This window comes from Sphingopyxis sp. USTB-05 (genome assembly GCF_023822045.1).
Lineage (GTDB): Bacteria > Pseudomonadota > Alphaproteobacteria > Sphingomonadales > Sphingomonadaceae > Sphingopyxis.
Map to the genome: position 1 here is coordinate 278,445 of NZ_CP084712.1, position 17,807 is coordinate 296,251.

Genomic DNA, 17,807 nt, shown 5'->3' on the forward strand with positions numbered 1-17,807 from the left:
CTTTCGAATTGACGGTGGCCGACTCTGACTTTCCTCCTTGGGACCAAATTGTTGGTCAGTGCACGCCGGCTGCCGGCTGTATCTCCTTCGCCGGGAACTCCCGGGGTGCTGCGGATCGCCTTATAGGGAGGCGGCGATGCCATAGGCGGGCGTCGGTCGCGACGGAAAGCAATATGTGCCGCCCGCCGGCACCAAATGGGGGAGCGTCGCTCTCGTCTTACTTGCGGCCGGTTCGGGGGATGGGATTGAGCGCTGAGCCCGATCCCGGTTCAGAAGGCGTCGCGATGGTGCCGACGTATTCGCAGCATCGCGAAGGTTATAGCGGCAAATAGAAAGGGCGTCGCGGCCGCCGTCAGAAATTCGGCGTCGATGGTTTGCCAGATTGTGTGCGCGCCGGCGAGCATCAGGTGAAGGACATTGGCCATATAATTAGTGATGGCAGCTACCGAGAGTCTCTCGACCGTGTGTTGCATGCGAAGCTGGAGCCGGACGCGGTTGCCCATCGCGGCAAGGAGATCGCGGTTGACCGGCCCCCACCGAGTGGTCCGGTTGGATTGTTAGTGCATTGACGCCTCCATCGCCAGTGTTGGCCGTAGGTGGAGCGAAGCGGAACCGGAGGGCGACACTGGCGATGGAACGACCTCGGGCGCCGGTGGTCGATACCCGAGCGAGCTGTGCGGCCGGACGGTGTTGTAATGACGCCGCCACGCCTCGATCAGGATGCGGGCCTCGGCGAGCGAGTAGAAGATCTCTCCGTTGAGCAGCTCATCGCGCAGCGATCCGTTGAAGCTTTCGCAATAGCCATTCTCCCATGGCGATCCGGGCGTGATGTAGAGCGTCTTCACGCCGACCTTCGCCAGCCATTCCTGCACCGCCGTCGCGATAAATTCCGGGCCATAGCACATTGGGAAGCTGCCTATTGGAGGGCCGCAATGCCTTGATGGGGACAAGGGCGCGTAGCGCCCGCCGGCTTCATCAAGGCAGTCATGACCGGCCAGCAGGTCTCTAAAGAGAAGTTGTCGACACAACCTTTGGAGGCTGACCGATCATGACCAAGCTGCATTCTACGCCACCCGACGCCGTCCTGGTAGCCATCGATATGTCGAAGCACCGCCAGGAAGTTCTCCTCGAACGACCGGAAGGCGGCCGCCGACGCCGTATGACCGTCATGGCGACGAAGGCGGACTATGACCGGCTGGCTGACGATCTGACGGCCATCGGCAGGCCCGTGATCGTCGGCTTTGAAGCAACCGGCAACTATCACCGCACGTTGGCGCATCGCTTGCTGTCCGCCGGGTTCGAGCTTCGCCTGATTTCGTCGGTCGCCTTGGCCCGGACACGCGAAGCGCTGCACAATGGCTGGGACAAGAATGATTCCAAGGACGCTCAGGTAATCCTGCATATGCTGAAGATCGGGGCGACGCAGCGCTATGTCGATCCGCTGGCTGCGGGCATCAACGATCTGCAGGAGATGTCGAAGACCCACGAAGCCATTTCCAAGGCGAAGACCCAGACCTGGCATCGGATCCTCACCCATTATCTGCCGCTGTATTTCCCGGAGATCGAGCGTTTCGCGGGCAATAGCCGGTCCGACTGGTTCCTGGCGCTGATCGAACGATTCCCGACGCCGGGCAGCATCACCTCGATTGGGCGCGAGGCTTTCACCGAGCAGGTCTGGCCGCTGATCGGCCGCAAGGTTTCCAAGGCCCGGGTAGTCAACGACATTTACGAGACGGCCTGTGCATCGATCGCGCTGCCGATCGACGAAGATTCCACGGCGGTCGCCATGTTCCGTATGGTTATCGCCCAAGCACGCACCCTGATTCAGCAGCGCAACGAGATCGAGCGGATTGCCCATCACGCGCTGGCGACGAACAGCGATTATCAGCTCCTGCGTATGATCCCCGGCATCGGGCCGATCAACGCCCTGACGATCCTGGCCGAGGCCGGTGACCTGCGGCGTTTCAGCCACCATCGCCAGTTCCTCAAGTTCTGCGGCCTCGACCTCGCCACCTACCAGTCAGGGATATTTCGGGGGCGGACCAAACTATCAAAGTACGGCAACGCTCGGCTGCGACGCACCTTCTGGATGGCCACGCAGGTCGCGATCCGACAACCCAACAACAGCTTCCGCGACAAGCTCTCCCGCTATGTCGACGGCCATGCCAGCGATCCCGATCGCCGCCGCAAGGCAATGACCGCTCTCACCGCCAAGATGGCGCGCGTCGTGCACGCCGTCATCAAGACGGGAACCGAGTACCGCCCGTTCGTCGAACGGGCGGACACCAGATGGAAGGACCCCTCTCTGCTGTGCCGTGAGGGCGCTACGGCGACCCTGTAGATAATGTTCGGGCCTTCCATCTGGCATGCGTATCTCATTTTAAGGACGGTGAGGACCACGATCCCGAGGATCGATGGATCCTGTGTTTGCTATGGCCGAGAGCGCCTTCCTTGACGATGGAAGCCATCTGGATCATAAAATCACCAGCGCCGATCACCTTCGGCGCAACGAGACCTGCTGGCATTTTCCCGCTACGCTTTCCCAACATAGGACGTTGTCAGACCGGATATGCGCCGGCGGACCGCGGGTGACGAACAGTTCGGCCAGCGCCGCGAGCACGTCGTCGCTCTTGAGCTTGCGCGCCACCGGCAACGCCAGGCACTCCCGGCTCGCCTCGTCGATGATCGACAGGATCCGGTATTTGCGACCGTCATGCGTCCGCCCTTCGACGAAGTCGTAGGACCAGACGTGCCCGGGATACTCGGGTCGCAGCCGGATACATGATCCGTCGTTCAGCCACAGCCGCCCGCGCTTCGGTTGCCTTTGCGGTAACTTCAGCCCCTCGCGGCGCCAGATACGCTCGACCCGCTTGCGGTTCACATGCCAGCCCGCATCACGCAGCAACGCCGTCACTCGGCGATAGCCATAGCGACCATATTGCCGGGCGAGCGCAATGATATCCTCGGTGAGAGCGGCTTCGTCATCAGCCCCGCGGGGCACCTTGCGCTGTGTCGATCGATGTTGCCCGAGCACACGGCAGAGCCGTCGCTCGGACACCGGCATCATCGTCCTGATGTGGTCGATACAGCGCCTGCGGCGCGCGGGGCTCAGAAGTTTCCCCGGGCAGCTTCCTGCAGGATCAGCTTGTCGAGCGTCAGGTCCGAGATCGCGCGTCGAAGCCGCTGGTTCTCCTTCTCCAGATCCTTCATCCGGCGCGCCTGGTCGGTCTTCAGACCGCCATATTCCTTGCGCCACCGATAATAGGTCTGCTCGCTGATCGCGATCCGACGGCACGCCTCGGCGGTCGTAGCGCCCTGCGCCAGCACAACCTCCGCTTCACGCAGCTTACCGATAATCTCTTCCGGGCGACGCTTCTTGCTCGGCATTCCATGTCTCCTTCGTCATCCAAAATATCATCAATTTTGGACCACTCAGAAGGGGGCAGATCACGGTTCTGGCTTTCGAGAGCGATTTCAACACGGGTACGGAGCAACTGAGCCGCGCGGGTAAGCTTGCGGGCAAGAATGGCCTCGCGGTCGAGGGCCGATGTGCAGGTCCGGATTGCGGGATCGAAGCGACGTGAGAAGAATGCGGCGAGACCTCGCTTCGCCGGATCGGGTTGTTCGGAAAGCGCGGCCAGCCGAAGCCGGACCAATTCGCTATAGGCGCGCGCTGCTCCAAGCCTGAAATGCGAGGCGGCGCTGCTGCGCTCGATTTCGAGCGTCATCTTGGAAAGCAAGTCGAGGAGATGCCTATTGTCCTCGAGGCTGTCGGCGGCGTCCATCTTTTCCGTGACGTCGGGCAGTTGGTCTTCGATCTTGGCAATCGCGCGCATTGCCTTCTCCGCCGAGGGTAGTCCGAGAAGAGCGAAGGTCCTGTAGGTTTCCAGCTCGAGAATTCGCTGAACATGCGCGCCCGCGATTTCGGGCGTCATGCCCAGATCGATAACATCAATCCGGATGAACCCGTCTGCTCCGGGTAAGAAGTCGCTGCTTATCCGCGCATCGCCATTGGCAAGCACGGCCTCGACCAACGTTGGCGGAGCGCTTCGCTCGGTCAAAAGACTAAGTTCGCTCGGTCAAAAGACTAAGATCGACCGCGACAAGAAGCGGTCCCGGCGCGATCAGCCCGGAAGGCCAGGCAGCCGGCGCATCGGTATCGACGCGCAGCGTGTAGGTGACGAACTCGCCATGGCGTTCCCAGCGCAGCGCTCCATCCTTCAGAAGCCGGTAGCGACATTCTTGATCGACGGGCGCTTCGCTTGCTGTGCGAGCACGGCTGTCCAGCCTCGCGCGGTCGTCGTCGGCTCCGCCGTGCGATACTTGGAAACCGAAATGCAGAAGCCGGGTTCCGGCCGTCAGAGGGGTAAACGGACGGGCGTGAAGTTCCTCGAGCACGCGTTGCCGCTGCGGATGAATTATCGGCGCCATATTGCCTCCCTCCGATTTGAAGACGCTCTAGCCGCGCCCGGACACACACGCTTTCTCCGGAGGGACATCCATGGGCCGCCCGACGCCCTCGCACCCATTTTTGAGGCAGTGCAAGGAGTCCGGGGCTATGGGGATCAGTATGAGAATGCGAGCCTTGCGACTATTTGATCGGAAACCCGCCATAATGAGAACCGATCTGACCCGAGCAGGCCTTCGGTTACGGGCCGGGACCTTCGAAGGCAATGTAGGGTTTGTTGTGAAGCTGTGGCGGTTATTGGACGTCAGTAGCGATCTTTTCGCGTTTTTCGCTCGCCACATCGACGGAACTGCCGCGTATTGCCCAAATAACGGCGATCGATGCCAGGATGATGAGCGCCATCGAGAAATCGGCAAGGCCGGTGAAGCCGAAACCCGCCGATAGAACGAGAGCGGACAAGGCCGGCGTGACGCCGCTTCCCAAGGCATAGGCGCCGAAGTTCAGAGTGACAAAGCGTCCGCTGGGATCCGCGGCCACGCAAAGCCCGTTCATATACGGCTTCACCAGCATCACCGCCACGCCCTGTAGCATCAGTCCGGCGATCAGGCTTGCTGGAGATGTCGCGTATCCGATGAGCAATGCACCAGAGCCGATGGCCGCATAAGACAGAAGAAGCGGGTTGAGCCGGCCGAAACGAACACCTGCCCAATGTGCGAAAACGGGGCCTAGCAGCATGGACAGGTTCGATAGCGTCATGACGTAAAGGACTTGGGTAAAACTCATCCCGAGAGAGGTTGCTGTCCTCTCGAAGAAAACAAATGTCGCGTTGCTTGCAACCACCATGCAAAAAAAGCTGATGAGCATCAGAGCGATCATGGGTTGCCGTAAAAGGGTCCAGGCCGCGACCCCTGCGGGACGGTCCGGCTCGCTAGCGTCGGCAGGGGCGGCCGGAAAATGGATACGAGGCACCATCGAAATGGCGAGGAGCGGCAATAGCCCAAGCACGACAAAAATCGCATCCTCACCCAAGCGGGGGATCAACATCGGCGCGATAAGCGATACGGCCGTCGAACCAAGGCCGACACCGAAGGCCTGAACCGCAAAACCTTCCTCTACTCCTTCGTCCTTCCCGATCAGAAGGGATACGACGACGATCACTATTCCTTCGCCGATCCCCGCCATCGTGCGCAGCACCACCAGTTCGCTCATCCTGTGAGCGAATATTGTACCAAGGTTGCTGACGAGCAATAGCATCAAGCCGGCGTAGAGTGTCCACTTCGACAGAATTCTGGGAGCGATCGGGAAGAGAAGGCAACCCAGCAATGCTGTCGACATTACCTGGATGGTAGCAAGGATGCCTCCCTGCAGCTCGCTCACTCCATGCCGAACCACCATTGCTCCCAGTATCAGCGGAAGAACGAAATAGGTGAGGTCCGCGGCAACTGAATTTGTTGCAAGATACATGTGCTGCCGCGTCGGCAACTTGATTAACATATCGTCTAGCCTAGCTCAGCATCATGTATGGGATTGTGCTCAATCAGCGCGATCGAACTCGTTGACTGCTTTGCGCTGGAATGGATTGGTTGTGTGGATTGGAAAATCTACCTTCAACTCTCCATTGACGACCTTCTTGCGCAGGTGCTTGGCGCCTTTGATCATGAAGCCTGCGAGATGCTCGCCAGCGATGATGCTGCCGTAACGGGCCGGCTGGTCTGCGGAGACGAACTGCGGCAGCGGCTCGATGACCGTGTCATAGTTGGTCGCGAAGAAGAGCGGCAGCGAGAACCGTTCCTCGCCCTGGTTGACGACACGGTGCTGGGTGGCCTTGAAACGCCCGTTCGTCAGCGCCTCGAGCATATCGCCGATGTTGACGATGAAGGTACCGTCGATGGGCGGCGCCGCGACCCACTCGTCGGCTGCATTCATCACCTGAAGCCCGGCGCTTCGCTGGTTGAGGATCGTGAAACATTCGAAGTCCGAATGCACCCCGATCCCGAGATGCTGATTATCCATCGGCAGGTCATTCTCGGGATAATGAAGAAGCCTTAGATAGGAAGTGGCCCTGTCCGTCATTGAAAGGAAAGTGGCTTCCGGCAAAGCAAGATAGATTGCGAACGCACGGAACAGCAGGTCGCCGATCTCCTTCACCGCATCATAATATTCCATGACTCCATCGCGAAAACCCGGGATCCAGTCAGGCCATTGATTGGGGACGGTTAGCACGTTTCCTGCAAGGAAATCTGGATCGTCCTCGGCTACCTCCTGCGCCAGGTCGAGCGTATCGAACAGCCGGGGACGCGTGAGGAAATCATAGTCAGGATCGGCCGGGACGAGCCGGTAGAGTTCCGGGTCATCGTCATCGTCATCGGCGCTGGTCGGAAACCAGCCGCGGACCCCCTGCGAATGGCGAGCGTTGACCGCGGTTTTTTTCTCAAGCGGCGATGCATGAAACTGCTTTGACAGCGCATAGGTTCGCTCGATCACGCTTCCCGGGATTCCATGGTTCTTGATGTAGAAGAAACCGACCTGTTCGCATGCGAGGCCAATCTCATTGGCAACAGCCGCACGCACCGACGCGCTTTCGGATCGCAATCCGGACATTTCGATGATCGGTATGGAGGAGAATGGCATGAACTTCGCATTCATAGCGCCATGCCCGTCCGTCTTTTCGCCAGCTCCCACGTCCATCTGCCTCTCCATTTTGAAGCCTCAAATCTGGCAGCGACCCTCCCGGTTTCCGCTGCCAGTATTACATACTTTATAATTCGTAATACGTAATGTAAAGCTGCTCTGCGATATTTTCGGTCCCTCGCATGCATTGCGTCTTTCGGTATAGGTCTTGGGGCCCGGCGTTGGCGTAAGGGCCGCCTGTCCGAAAGATATAGGGCGGGCAGTAGATCAATGTGCTGCCACTGCGATTCCAGGTAGCCGGACGAGGAATAATGGGCTTGACTCGCGCCAATATTAATACGAATTTGAAAATTCGTAATATCATTGTCGCCGCCTGCTGCTGCCGGGGTGAACAGCTATACGGAGAGGCAGATGGACGTGGGAGCTGGCGAAAAGACGGACGGGCATGGTGCTATGAATGCGAAGCTTATGCCATTCTCCTCCATACCCGTCATCGATATTTCGGCTCTCCGGACTTCGGATCCCGTCGCACGGCATGCCACTGCTGAACGCATCGGTCTCGCGTGCGAGCAGGTCGGTTTCTTTTACGTCAAGAATCACGGCATTCCGGAAAGCGTGATCGAGCGCGCCTACGCCTTGTCGAAGGAATTCCACCACTCTTCGAATCAGCAAAAGTCGCGCGTACATGTTCGCAACTCCCAAGGTGTGAGGGGCTGGACACCAACTACCGCGGACGATGATGACGATGACCCGGAACTCTACCGGCTGGCCGATGCGGACCCGGACTATGACTATCTCACCCGTCCCCGGCTGTTCGATACGCTCGATCTGGCAGGCGAAATTGCTGAAGATGATCCAGACTATCTTGCGGGCGATATTCTGCTCGTCCCCAATCAATGGCCTGATTGGATCCCGGGCTTTCGCGATGGAGTCATGGAATATTATGATGCGGTGAAGGAGATCGGCGACCTGCTGTTCCGTGCGTTCGAATTGCGCCTGGATCTACCGAACGGCTTTTTCGCCGGGATGACCACCAAAACGGCGTCGCAATTACGGCTTCTTCATTATCCCGAGAATGACCTGCCGATGGATAATCAGCATCTCGGGATCGGAGTGCATTCGGACTTCGAGTGTTTCACGATCCTCAACCAGCGAAGCGCCGGGCTTCAGGTGATGAATGCAGCCGACGAGTGGGTCGCGGCGCCGCCCATCGACGGTACCTTCATCGTCAACATCGGCGATATGCTCGAGGCGCTGACGAACGGGCGTTTCAAGGCCACCCAGCACCGTGTCGTCAACCAGGGCAAGGAACGGTTCTCGCTGCCGCTCTTCTTCGCGACCAACTATGACACGGTCATCGAGCCGCTGCCGCAGTTCGTCTCCGCAGACCAGCCCGCCCGTTACGGCAGCATCATCGCCGGCGAGCATCTCGCAGGCTTCATGATCGAAGGAACCAAGCACCTGCGCAAGAAGGTCGTCAATGGAGAGCTGCAAATAAACTTCAAAATTCACTCGACTAACCCTTTTCAGCGCAAAGCTGTCAATTAGTTCGAAGATTGAATATATATATAATAAATAATCATAAAATCATGCGGGGGAGTGATGGTATGAGTAAAAAGTGGCCGACGCGCCAGCATATGTCCCTTGCAACTGTGTCTGTAGCAGCAGATATTACATATTTTGTCCTTCCACTTGTGCTGGGCGCTCTTACCGAGCGGCATGGCATGAGCCGGGTGCAGGGAGGTATGATTGCCACGGTCCAAGTAATGTCTACAGCCGTGGCTGTCGGCCTGATCTTCCCTATTGCTCACCGGATCAGCGCACGATGGTTCCTATATTGCGGTCTCAGCATGTTGATCCTGGGCAATATGCTCACGATCCTGGCTGATGGGTTCGCGTCGCTTGTAGCGCTTCGTGCCTTAGCCGGCGGCGGCGAAGGTGTGGTACTGGCGGTGATCGGCATTTTGATCGGACTTCAAGACGAAGCGGAACGGGGATTCGCGGTCCAGGCCTTCGGCGTGGGCCTCGGATCGGCGATCGTCTCGCTCCTCGCACCATTGCTCGTGCCCAGCTTGGGTGCCGACGCCATCTTCATGGTACTCGGGCTGTTGCCGCTGGCTGCGATGTTCATGGTCCCTGGCATCACCCGCCGCGCGACAGCGCCTGGGCGCGCGTCATCATCGCCGATCGCAGCCATGTCTTCTTGGGCAATGCTGAGAAGCCCCATAATTCTGCTCTTGGTGGTAAGCTTCTTCAGCATGGTAATCGCAAGCAATGCGACCTACATCTTCTTCGAACAAACGGCGCGCTCTGTTGGACTGACCTTCGTCGACCTCCTGTACGTCATGGCGGTGGTGAACATGTCCATGCTTTTGGGTCCTCTGTTCGCGCATTGGGCAGGTGTTCGCTTTGGTCGTTTGAAGCCCATTCTTGTTGCCTATGCGGGGCTGGCGATCGGCGCGATGATGATCGGCTATGCGGCGTCTGCTTCCGTGCTGATATCGGGACTGGTTCTACAGGCGATCGCGGCGATGCTGGTGAAGCCGTATATGAACGGGCTGTGCGTTGCCATCGATCCGACCGGCCGGCTCGTCACTCTGAACTATAGCGTCTATCGCATAGGTAGCGGGATCACGCCCATGCTGGCGACCGTCATTCTTGCGGCAGGATACGGAAGTCACGGACTTGCGATCTTTTCGGTTGCCCTCGTCGGCGTCGCGACGATCAGTGTCATAATAGCTGTTCAGCGGAAGCTGTTCGGCGCTTCACAGCCTGTCATCCCTTCCAGCGAGTTCGGAGTCTCTGCCGAGCCCGCAGGCTTCGAGCGTGAAAACACCTCGGCGTAAGGCTGGATATCGCCCCTCCTTATCTCCTCCTATTCGACGGGATTGCCCATGACCGATGTTCCGACAGCGTTTCGAGGCCTTTGGCAACGGCAGGTTATCACTGCACCGGGCTACCGGGACGAGACAACCAAGGTGTTCTGGCTGCAAACGGACCGTTGGTTTGTGGATTTGCGGGTGCCTGAGGGCGTGTTGGCCATCGATGCAGAGAGCCTGTCGCAATGTTCCAAGGAACAACTGTTGCAATTAGCCGATGTCCAGGCCTTTGTGGGTACTCTCACGGTTCGAAATGATATCCTTCACTGGATCCGGATCCACGACCGCCATCCGCCGACAGGAATCCTCGATGAGGCTTATTGCGAAATCCGGAGCAATATACTGATCGAGAATGGCATGCATGCCAACTATCAAGAGATATGGGAAAAGCTTACGCCCCGTCAGGCGCCAACCGAGGCTTTTCTTCTCGACGATGGCGGCTTTCATACGGGCGTCCTGGTAATGGTCGGCGACCACCTGATGGAGTTTGTCGTCTCCGCGGACGCTGCCCCGGCTTTTGCAGCGAGCTCTCAAGGCGTCTCGAGCGAACTGGTTTGCGGCCGCAGGCCCGAGGTCGAGGCCTGGCTGGGTGATCGGGTCCGTTATGCGCGTCGATCATCGACCGGGGAGTGGGAGACGGTGGTAGCGTCATTGCCATGGCTCGTGGGGAAGGCGTTCTCCGTTGAGCTATTCGACGCGGACGATCAATGTGCAACGCGAACGGCACGGCTCAGCGACACTCGGGATTGCTGGCGAGCGGCAACCATAGCCGCCGGACTGCAACCCGATGGTGACGAAACCTAGCGGCGCGCCGTTCGCCCTCGTCCGCTCGCTCTCGTCTTTTCGGAATGAAGGGGAGGGAGCAACGCGGTGGTAATGGTCAAGCAAATCTGGTGCACCCCGCGGATACCGCGAAGCTCGTCGCACAGACTCCGTATCCGGGCTCCCGGCCCTTGGACGAGAAGTACCTCGAGCGACTCATCATTTTCCAGAAAGACGTGCTGGGAGGAAATAACCTCTTTCAGAAATGCTAGCTGGGTTTGAGCGAGGGATTCCCTTACCCGGCCGCTTTCAGCGCGGTAAACCAACGTGATCGTTCCCGCCACTACTGAGTCCACATGCGTTGAATTATATTCCGCGACCTCATTCCGTAGCAGCTCTGCTATGATTTGCGAACGGTTCGAGAGTCCTCTCTCGGCCATCATCCTGTCCAGCTGTTCAAGCAATCTGCTGGGCAAGCTCATGCTCAGCCGGCCGAGAGTGCCGTTGCTGAACCCTTGCGCGTCGTCGCTGGCAGGACTCTTTGTCATGCGATCAAGTTCTTTCCATCCCATTCTTCATCTTGCGGAGTCATCGCAGATTTTCCTTCCGTCGGTCAATGCGGCTGAAACTCGGACGGCAGAAAATCAAGGCCAATTTTCAATGGCATCTGGCAAAATAACATCTTTATCAATTTTCGTAATACGGATAGGTCTTGATTTCCATCGTTGCAGATGGCCGGCAGCCTTCCGGCGTCGGAAACCAGGATAGAATTTCGAGGGGCCAGAAATGCAGGATTGCTCTTCATTTTACATTGATGGTGTCTGGCAGAAGCCGCAGGGCAGCGAGAAATTCACTGCGATTAATCCGGCCACGGAAATGCAGTCCGGCACAGTTGCGCTTGCGAACAAGCAGGACGTCGACAGCGCCGTTTCGGCAGCGAACCGAGCGTTCGAATCGTTTTCGGCGACAAGTCGGAACGAGAGGCTCGAATTGCTCGAAGCCATCCTTGTCCAGTACGATCGTCGGACTGATAATCTGGCGATTGCCGTGCGGGAAGAGATGGGCGCACCGAAAACACTCGCCGAAGAGGCGCATGTCACTTCCGGCCGCTTAAACATCGCGACTGCGATCGATATCCTCCGAAAGTTCGATTTTGAAGAACGGGTGGGTACCGCGCTTATCTGCAAGGAACCGATCGGTCCTTGTGCCCTCATCACGCCATGGAACTGGCCGCTCAGCCAGACGACGCTGAAACTTGGCGCGGCGCTCGCTGCGGGCTGCACGGTAGTGCTCAAACCCTCCGAGCATGCGTGCTTTTCGGCCAGGATTCTTGCGGAGATATTCCACGACGCCGGCACGCCGCCGGGTGTTTTCAACATGATCTATGGTATCGGGGAGGCCGGTGCGGCGCTAGCCGAACATCCGGATATTGCGATGGTTTCCTTCACCGGTTCCACCCGGGCCGGGGTCGACGTGGCCCGAAGAGCGGCATTCAGCGTCAAGCGCGTCACACAGGAACTGGGAGGAAAATCGCCCAACATCATCCTCGATGACGCAGATTTCGAAACGGCTGTGATCGAGGGGACTGAAGCGGTCATGTCCAATTCCGGTCAAACCTGTGTTGCGCCCACCAGAATGCTCGTGCCGGCGCACCGCATGGAACAAGTGAAAGCGCTGATTGCGGCTGTAGCCGACCAGTTTATCGTCGACGATCCTGCCAAGCCGGACACTTTTCTGGGTCCGGTCGTCTCCCGCGCGCAATGGGAACGTGTTCAGACGCTCATCGCCAGCGGCATTGACGAGGGCGCTTCCTTGGTGATCGGTGGGTTGGGAAGGCCCCCGCACCTCGACAAGGGATGGTTCGTACGCCCCACTGTCTTCGCCGACGTTGAACCGGACATGGAAATTGCTCGTGTGGAAATTTTCGGGCCAGTCTTGTCGATTTTGTCATATCGGGACGAAGAACACGCGATAGCGCTCGCCAACGACACCAACTACGGCCTCGCCGCAAGGGTCCAAGGGTCGCCGGAGCGTTCTGCAAGGGTCGCTAGAAGGCTACGCAGCGGGTTTGTCAGCGTGAACGGCGCGCCCTGGAGCAGCGCATTGCCTTTTGGCGGTTACAAGCAATCTGGAAACGGCCGGGAAGGTGGAGCTATGGGCCTCGCGGAGTATCTCGAAGTTAAAACCTTGGCCGGCGCTTGAGGTTGATGAACTCTGCGGTCCTGAAGGTCATTGAAAAACTAAAATCTGCGCGCGTTCATCGATGCAAGCAGTCTTGGAAGAATCGATTTTGTGTGCGGGGTCGAGCGAACGCGTCCGGCTAACCCGATACTGCGATCGAAGCTCGGTGTCGAAAATCCCATTGGGAGGGCTTATGGCGTGGGTAATGTTAGGTGTGGCTGGTCTCTTGGAGGTGGTTTGGACCTATTTCATGAAGCAATCGGACGGCTTTACTCGAATGACGCCATCCGCAATCACGATATTGACGATGATTGCAAGTTTCTCACTGCTTTCCATGTCGATGAAAACGCTACCACTGGGGACGGCCTATACCGTCTGGACAGGTATTGGAGCCGTTGGTGCGTTCTTGGTAGGAATAATCGTGCTCGGTGAAGAGGTTAGCCCGTTGCGCGTCTTGGCAGCTTCGCTGATAGTCAGCGGGCTTGTCATCATGAAGTTTTCGGCTGCAAGCTGAAGTTCGCGGCGAACGAAGCGATGGATGACTTTGCCTGCCAACGTTGGAGACTGGCCTGACGTGATGGCATGGACGGCCCCTGCACCAGCGTAGCTGTGCAATGATGCGGCCGTTGTAGGTCCATGTGTGGACGACCCCTGCGGCGCAAGAGCTTTTGTTTAATGATGAGCACCGGTCGGGTGCATCCATGTGTTCGGCCTGTTCGCGCAGCGCCGCATGGCTGCTGGCCCTGATGAAGTCCGCAGGCAGGCTCCCTAATCACGTCATCGCGCTCGAAGCGCTGTGACCCCCTGGGTTTTGCCGACCCCCGGTCTGACCGGTTTGTCATCACTACTCAGCTACTCCTACGCCATCCTCTCGCTGGCGTTACCCAGCAGCGGGGAAGACGGTCATGCGGCCGGCGCCGCGTAGACTTCTTTGCGCGACATCACCGCCCAAGCAATGCGTGCTGTCTTGTTGGCGAGCGCGACTGTCGCGATCTTCGCAGGCTTGCGCTCCAGGAGCTGTGCCATCCAAGGCTGCCGATCGCCGTTTTTGCGTGTCATACGCATCACCGCTGTTGCGCCGACCACAAGCTGCCGCCGCAAATAGCCATCTCCCTGCTTCGTGATCCCACCCAAGCGCTCCTTGCCGCCAGAGCTGTTAGCTCGAGGCGTCAGTCCTAGCCATGCCGCGAACTGGCGGCCGGATCGGAACAGCGACGCATCTGGCACCGCGGCCGACATCGCTGACGCGGTAATCGGGCCGATGCCCGGTATCGTGGCGAGCCGCCGGCTTGTCTCGTCAGCGCGGTGCCACGCGAGAATCTGCGCTTCCAACCTGTCGATCTCGCTGGCGAGCGCCCTCATCTGGGCAGCGAGTCCGCGCAAGGCGGAACGAGCGTGAGCGGGCAGCTCATCTTCTCGCTCATGCAGGGCTTTGAGCATCGCGGTAACACCGCCGGCGCCCATCCCTGTCACAATGCCATACTCAGCCAAGTGCCCTCGCAAGGCGTTGATGAGCATGGTCCGCTGCCGCACCAACAGGTCGCGGCTCTTGTGAAGCATGAGCACCGCCTGCTGTTCAACCGACTTTACCGCAACGAACCGCATCGTCGGGCGCGTCACTGCTTCGCAGATCGCCTCGGCATCTGCTGCATCAGTCTTCCCGCGCTTCACATATGGCTTCACGTAGGCGGGCGGCATAAGCCGGACTTCGTGGCCCAATGCGATCAGCTCGCGAGCCCAATGGTGCGCGGATGCGCACGCTTCCATGCCGACCACGCAGCCTGGAAGGTCGGTGAAGAAGCCGATCACCTCCGCGCGCCTCAACTTCCGCCGCACCAGGACGGCTCCGTCGCTACCGATCGCATGTACCTGAAAAACGTTCTTCGCCAAATCTAATCCGACGGTGGCAACCTCCTGCTTCATATGACGACTCCTAGACGTGGACCTACAACGGCCGCATCATTGCACAGCTACGCTGGTGCAGGGGCCGTCCATGCCATCACGTCAGGTCACGTCAAGATCCAGCGAAAACTCATCCAGACCTTCCCGGGCCGCGACGGTTCGCGCGAGGTGCAAGGCGGTCGCCATGTCGCCGAGAAGGGCATAGGCGTAGGAACAGGCGGCGATGGCGCGAGGATCATCATTCTCCGCGCCGGAAATGGAAGCCAGGACGTGTAACGCATCGATGGGGCGGCGTTGGCGAAGCAGCGCCGCCCCTTGATGCAGGCGATCAATGATCTCCATTTAAAGCAATGCGAATGGCAACTTAATAGTCATACCCAATTCTAATGCCGATCGTCGCCGGCGTCTGCACCTGATTTGAGATGCCACGGGGATCGAAGATCAGAAGATTTCTGGAACTGAGCACTCCGCGTGTGTTGGTGATATTATCGGCAAAGATTGTAGCCCGCCACCGGTCTTTTGAAATCCCTATGGAAGCGTTGGCCATCAAGAAGGACGGGAGTGTGACGCTTGACGCGGGTTGAAGCTCCGTGGTCGTGTTGCTACGCCAATTTGCTCCTGCCTGAAGACTAAGCTCATAACCTCCGGCGAGCGGCTGTTCGTATGTGCTGCTGAAGCTGGCCAGATGATGGGGCGTTCCGGGGAGGCGCCGACCTGCCACCCCAAAGATGGCGCCGCCCACACTGACATCGCGCGTCAGCTCCGCATCATTATAGGAATAGGTCGCGGCAACGGTGAGCCCAGGCGCCAAGCGAAGCCTGCTCTCGAAATCGACGCCTCTCGAGCGTGCTTTCGAACCATTGACGACAGCTGGAAGGAACGCGATCGGCGTCGTGATATTTACCTGGGGCTTCTGCCAGTCGATCCAGTAAAATGATGCCGAAAAATCGAACGCGGAACTTGGCCTGCCCTTGAAGCCGACCTCATAATTGTTGACCTTGTCAGGATCGAAAAACTGGAAAATGGGGGGTACGCCAAACGGGCCGGTTAGCGGCACGCCATTTGCGCCACCTCGGCGTTGGCCTTGAGAGAATGTGCCGAAAATCAGCAAGCCCGGATTCACTTCATACGATGTGTTCAGCTTGAAAAGCTTGCTCGTTTTGCTGGTCTTCGCCGCTCCGGTGCTCGTCCCCAGCGGGTCATCCCCGAACTGGGAGCAGAACACCCCGCAAATCGGTTGCTGGTTTATGGTGGTGATATCCAGCTTTTGATTGTACAGTCGGGCGCCGCCGGTGATCTGCCATTTCGGAGTGATATGGTAGGTCATTTCACCATATAGTGCCGCATCCTTGAACCGAATTGAGCGGCCGTTCAGGAATGCGAGATCGGTGCCGGTGGGAATCCCGAGCGCCTCCGAAAACTGCGTAAAGCCGGCAATGGAATCTTCCTGCAGGAAGCGGTTCTTTTGGCGCATGTAGAACGCGCCTATCGAGTAAGAAAATTTTGTATCACCGTTCGAGACGAGGCGAAGCTCCTGAATCTCGCCTTTATCCTTCGACATCCGTCGGCTTCCGGTCGAGAGGCGCGGATATCCGGAATATAGAAAAGCCAGGCTTTTCTGATAAGGCGCAGATGCGTCGGTAATCGAGTCGACGTCGTTGCGGTACCACGATGTTGTGGATGTCAGTGTCGCAAAGCCGAAATCATAGGAAGCTTCGAGAGAAGCCAGATCGACGTTGCGTTCATATGGTTGTGGCAGGAAGGCGCCTGTTTCATACTGATCGAAGACGGCCGGGAAGGCTGCATCAAATCTGTCGTTGAGGAAACCCGGCGAATTGACCGATGAGTAGCTCGTCGGACCGGTGGTGCCGGGATATTCATCGTAATTGTTCGCATTGGCCGTCTCGTGCTGATGCTGATAGGTCAGCAAGAGCTTGAGGCCCTCATTCTCGTACAAAAGGGACGGGCGCACATAGTACATTTCCGCCTTGTTTATGTCCCGTTCCGAGCGCGAGACGGGCAAGCTGTGGATAAGGTCGCCGGGAGTCTCCAGTACGGGAATGCCATTGGCATCGAGCTGAAAAAGATGCTTGGCGTCGATGAAGCCGGCCTGACGACTATAACCGGCCGAGACCCGAGCTGCAAAGCGATCGCTCAGCGGCAGGTTGGCCACAGCATCAGCAGAGAAATTTGGCGAGCCGGCGTGTTTCGTCTGGCTTAGCTGCGTGGTGAGTTTGAAAGCGGCCCTTTTCAGATCAGGCTCGTTGAGCAATATTCGAACGGTGCCCCCGATAGACGAAAGACCATAGAGTGAAGCTTGGGGGCCGCGGAGCACTTCGATTCGCTTGACGTCCATGAGTCGCAGATTCACGAAGGTCGGTGTCTCGTTCACGTAAGTCGAGACGGGCGGAAGCGTTGGCAGTGGCGAGTCTCCGGTGGCTGTCCCATCGTCGAGATTCAAACCATGGATGATGAAACTGTTGTTCGCGCCGCCATTGCGGATGCTCGTACCGGTGTAGACCATGCCCGGTACGGACCGGGCGAGTGCCGAAAAGTCGCTCGTGCCGCTCTTCTCGAGATCGGCTCCGCTGATCGCCGAGATATTGATCGGGGTCTTCAATGCCGTGGTATCGCGGCGGGACGCGGTTACCACGATCTCGGACGGATCGGATGCATCAGCTGGCGATGGCGTGGACTGGGCGGCCGCAGGCGCTGCGATAATCGTTGTGAGCAACATTCCCAGAGCGGAACCGCTGCTGAGGAAAGCTGCGCGGCTGAGCTTATTGTGCATTGGTTTTTCCCCCAAATCCTTTTTTGGTCCAGACATAGAACGCATGACAACATGATGCCGCTCTGCTCGACTGAACGTCAGCACCCACTACTCAAGGAACTCCGGCCGAAAATTTAAGCGCGGCCGGACATTCGCTTGCCTCTCGCCACCTTGTCCCCTGACCTCCTTTCTCGCGTGCGGATGGCATCGAGTGGGAGACAATCAAAATGGCAGTATTACGATTTGGATAAAAAATCACACCTCATGGACCACG

14 protein-coding genes and 3 pseudogenes are annotated in these 17,807 nt (G+C 58.3%); 6 read left to right on the forward strand and 11 right to left on the reverse strand.

The annotated features are described in order from the left end of the window. Window positions 1–269: 269 nt before the first annotated feature. Both KEC45_RS01355 and KEC45_RS01360 read right to left on the reverse strand, forming a co-directional pair. Complete coding sequence (locus tag KEC45_RS01355) at window positions 270–473, reverse strand: DUF3422 family protein (protein ID WP_252171331.1); 204 nt, start codon at window positions 471–473, stop codon at window positions 270–272. An 84-nt stretch (window positions 474–557) separates the two neighbouring features. Next, a pseudogene (locus tag KEC45_RS01360) lies at window positions 558–896 on the reverse strand (integrase core domain-containing protein); the annotation flags it as partial. Between the two features lie 152 nt (window positions 897–1,048). Here KEC45_RS01360 and KEC45_RS01365 point away from each other — a divergent pair. Continuing rightward, window positions 1,049–2,345, forward strand: a pseudogene (locus KEC45_RS01365) (IS110 family transposase). Between the two features lie 209 nt (window positions 2,346–2,554). Here KEC45_RS01365 and KEC45_RS01370 read toward each other — a convergent pair. The 5 genes and pseudogenes from KEC45_RS01370 to KEC45_RS01390 form a co-directional block, all read right to left on the reverse strand. Beyond that, window positions 2,555–3,327, reverse strand: a pseudogene (locus KEC45_RS01370) (IS3 family transposase); the annotation flags it as partial. Then, complete coding sequence (locus KEC45_RS01375; protein ID WP_252171332.1) at window positions 3,231–4,034, reverse strand: DUF3422 family protein; 804 nt, start codon at window positions 4,032–4,034, stop codon at window positions 3,231–3,233. The gene KEC45_RS01375 and the pseudogene KEC45_RS01370, both read right to left, overlap by 97 nt. Before the next feature lie 31 nt (window positions 4,035–4,065). Then, window positions 4,066–4,431, reverse strand: coding sequence for a DUF3422 family protein (locus KEC45_RS01380; RefSeq protein WP_252171333.1), 366 nt, complete (start codon window positions 4,429–4,431; stop codon window positions 4,066–4,068). Between the two features lie 271 nt (window positions 4,432–4,702). Then, window positions 4,703–5,902, reverse strand: a complete 1,200-nt coding sequence (locus KEC45_RS01385) for an MFS transporter (protein ID WP_252171334.1) — start codon at window positions 5,900–5,902, stop codon at window positions 4,703–4,705. Between the two features lie 39 nt (window positions 5,903–5,941). Further along, on the reverse strand, window positions 5,942–7,009 hold the full coding sequence (locus tag KEC45_RS01390; protein ID WP_252171335.1) for an isopenicillin N synthase family oxygenase: 1,068 nt from the start codon (window positions 7,007–7,009) through the stop codon (window positions 5,942–5,944). 441 nt (window positions 7,010–7,450) lie between these two features. Here KEC45_RS01390 and KEC45_RS01395 point away from each other — a divergent pair, with 441 nt between their 5' ends. From KEC45_RS01395 to KEC45_RS01405, 3 genes are read left to right on the forward strand one after another with little or no spacing between them, the layout of a single operon-like run. After that, complete coding sequence (locus tag KEC45_RS01395) at window positions 7,451–8,587, forward strand: isopenicillin N synthase family oxygenase (protein WP_252171336.1); 1,137 nt, start codon at window positions 7,451–7,453, stop codon at window positions 8,585–8,587. Window positions 8,588–8,646: 59 nt separating this feature from the next. Then, entirely contained in the window at window positions 8,647–9,885 is a 1,239-nt protein-coding gene (locus KEC45_RS01400) for an MFS transporter (protein WP_252171337.1), read from the forward strand. A 48-nt stretch (window positions 9,886–9,933) separates the two neighbouring features. Beyond that, window positions 9,934–10,722, forward strand: coding sequence for a hypothetical protein (locus KEC45_RS01405; protein WP_252171338.1), 789 nt, complete (start codon window positions 9,934–9,936; stop codon window positions 10,720–10,722). On the opposite strand, the gene KEC45_RS01410 is transcribed toward KEC45_RS01405, so the two are convergent. After that, the gene (locus KEC45_RS01410) at window positions 10,719–11,252 is read right to left on the reverse strand and encodes a CopG family ribbon-helix-helix protein (protein WP_368389953.1); all 534 of its coding nucleotides are present in this window, start codon (window positions 11,250–11,252) and stop codon (window positions 10,719–10,721) included. The genes KEC45_RS01405 and KEC45_RS01410 overlap by 4 nt on opposite strands. A gap of 214 nt (window positions 11,253–11,466) precedes the next feature. Here KEC45_RS01410 and KEC45_RS01415 point away from each other — a divergent pair, with 214 nt between their 5' ends. Both KEC45_RS01415 and KEC45_RS01420 read left to right on the forward strand, forming a co-directional pair. Next, a complete protein-coding gene (locus KEC45_RS01415; protein WP_252171340.1) occupies window positions 11,467–12,882 on the forward strand; it encodes an aldehyde dehydrogenase family protein in 1,416 nt (471 codons plus the stop codon). Between the two features lie 172 nt (window positions 12,883–13,054). Further along, a complete protein-coding gene (locus tag KEC45_RS01420) occupies window positions 13,055–13,375 on the forward strand; it encodes a multidrug efflux SMR transporter (protein WP_252171341.1) in 321 nt (106 codons plus the stop codon). A gap of 389 nt (window positions 13,376–13,764) precedes the next feature. Here the strand turns inward: KEC45_RS01420 and KEC45_RS01425 are convergent, their stop codons facing one another. The 3 genes from KEC45_RS01425 to KEC45_RS01435 all read right to left on the reverse strand — a co-directional run bounded on the left by KEC45_RS01425 (window position 13,765) and on the right by KEC45_RS01435 (window position 17,554). Next, on the reverse strand, window positions 13,765–14,784 hold the full coding sequence (locus tag KEC45_RS01425; protein ID WP_252171342.1) for an IS110 family transposase: 1,020 nt from the start codon (window positions 14,782–14,784) through the stop codon (window positions 13,765–13,767). A gap of 81 nt (window positions 14,785–14,865) precedes the next feature. Beyond that, entirely contained in the window at window positions 14,866–15,105 is a 240-nt protein-coding gene (locus KEC45_RS01430) for a hypothetical protein (protein WP_252171343.1), read from the reverse strand. A 22-nt stretch (window positions 15,106–15,127) separates the two neighbouring features. Beyond that, the gene (locus tag KEC45_RS01435; RefSeq protein WP_252171344.1) at window positions 15,128–17,554 is read right to left on the reverse strand and encodes a TonB-dependent receptor; all 2,427 of its coding nucleotides are present in this window, start codon (window positions 17,552–17,554) and stop codon (window positions 15,128–15,130) included. Between the last annotated feature and the right edge of the window lie 253 nt (window positions 17,555–17,807).

Excerpts from the sequence above, each read along its gene's own strand:
- KEC45_RS01405 (WP_252171338.1), top strand. The coding sequence starts at position 9,934 with ATGACCGATGTTCCGACAGCGTTTCGAGGCCTTTGGCAACGGCAGGTT.
- KEC45_RS01395 (WP_252171336.1), top strand. The coding sequence starts at position 7,451 with ATGGACGTGGGAGCTGGCGAAAAGACGGACGGGCATGGTGCTATGAAT.
- KEC45_RS01435 (WP_252171344.1), bottom strand. The coding sequence starts at position 17,554 with ATGCACAATAAGCTCAGCCGCGCAGCTTTCCTCAGCAGCGGTTCCGCT.
- KEC45_RS01355 (WP_252171331.1), bottom strand. The coding sequence starts at position 473 with ATGCAACACACGGTCGAGAGACTCTCGGTAGCTGCCATCACTAATTAT.
- KEC45_RS01410 (WP_368389953.1), bottom strand. The coding sequence starts at position 11,252 with ATGGGATGGAAAGAACTTGATCGCATGACAAAGAGTCCTGCCAGCGAC.
- KEC45_RS01385 (WP_252171334.1), bottom strand. The coding sequence starts at position 5,902 with ATGTTAATCAAGTTGCCGACGCGGCAGCACATGTATCTTGCAACAAAT.
- KEC45_RS01430 (WP_252171343.1), bottom strand. The coding sequence starts at position 15,105 with ATGGAGATCATTGATCGCCTGCATCAAGGGGCGGCGCTGCTTCGCCAA.
- KEC45_RS01400 (WP_252171337.1), top strand. The coding sequence starts at position 8,647 with ATGAGTAAAAAGTGGCCGACGCGCCAGCATATGTCCCTTGCAACTGTG.
- KEC45_RS01420 (WP_252171341.1), top strand. The coding sequence starts at position 13,055 with ATGGCGTGGGTAATGTTAGGTGTGGCTGGTCTCTTGGAGGTGGTTTGG.
- KEC45_RS01425 (WP_252171342.1), bottom strand. The coding sequence starts at position 14,784 with ATGAAGCAGGAGGTTGCCACCGTCGGATTAGATTTGGCGAAGAACGTT.
- KEC45_RS01415 (WP_252171340.1), top strand. The coding sequence starts at position 11,467 with ATGCAGGATTGCTCTTCATTTTACATTGATGGTGTCTGGCAGAAGCCG.
- KEC45_RS01390 (WP_252171335.1), bottom strand. The coding sequence starts at position 7,009 with ATGTCCGGATTGCGATCCGAAAGCGCGTCGGTGCGTGCGGCTGTTGCC.
- KEC45_RS01380 (WP_252171333.1), bottom strand. The coding sequence starts at position 4,431 with ATGGCGCCGATAATTCATCCGCAGCGGCAACGCGTGCTCGAGGAACTT.